This window comes from Pseudomonas brassicacearum (genome assembly GCF_003732265.1).
Taxonomy (GTDB): Bacteria; Pseudomonadota; Gammaproteobacteria; order Pseudomonadales; family Pseudomonadaceae; genus Aquipseudomonas; species Aquipseudomonas brassicacearum_D.
On record NZ_MOBK01000125.1, the window covers coordinates 1 to 633 of the forward strand.

General features: G+C 60.7%; 1 protein-coding gene. It reads left to right on the plus strand.

The window, feature by feature from the left end:
- Positions 1 to 633, plus strand: a 633-nt coding sequence (locus tag BK660_RS30385; protein ID WP_259698551.1) for a S41 family peptidase, incomplete at both ends; no start/stop codon positions are given.

Genomic DNA, 633 nt, shown 5'->3' on the forward strand with positions numbered 1-633 from the left:
TCAAGGCGCAGCTGCTGGAAACCGGCTACGCGTACATCCGCATCACCCAGTTCCAGGTCAAGACCGGCGAAGAGGTCTCCAAGGCCCTGGCCAAGCTGCGCAAGGACAACGGCAAGAAGCTCAACGGCATCATTCTCGACCTGCGCAACAACCCGGGCGGCGTGTTGCAGGCGGCGGTGGAAGTGGTCGACCACTTCATCACCAAAGGTCTGATCGTTTACACCAAAGGCCGGATCGCCAACTCCGAACTGCGTTTCTCTGCCACCGGCAAAGACGAAAGCGAAGCGGTGCCAATGGTTGTGCTGATCAACGGTGGCAGCGCCTCGGCCTCGGAAATCGTTGCCGGCGCCCTGCAGGATCAGAAACGCGCCGTGGTCATGGGCACCACCAGTTTCGGCAAAGGCTCGGTGCAAACCGTGCTGCCGCTGAACAACGACCGCGCACTGAAGATCACCACAGCGCTGTACTTCACACCGAACGGCCGCTCGATTCAGGCACAGGGCATCGTTCCGGATATCGAAGTACGCAAGGCCAAGATCACCAACGAGGCCGATGGCGATTACTTCAAGGAAGCCGACCTGCAAGGTCACTTGGGCAAAGGCAACGGCGGCGCGGACAAACCGACCGGCTCCG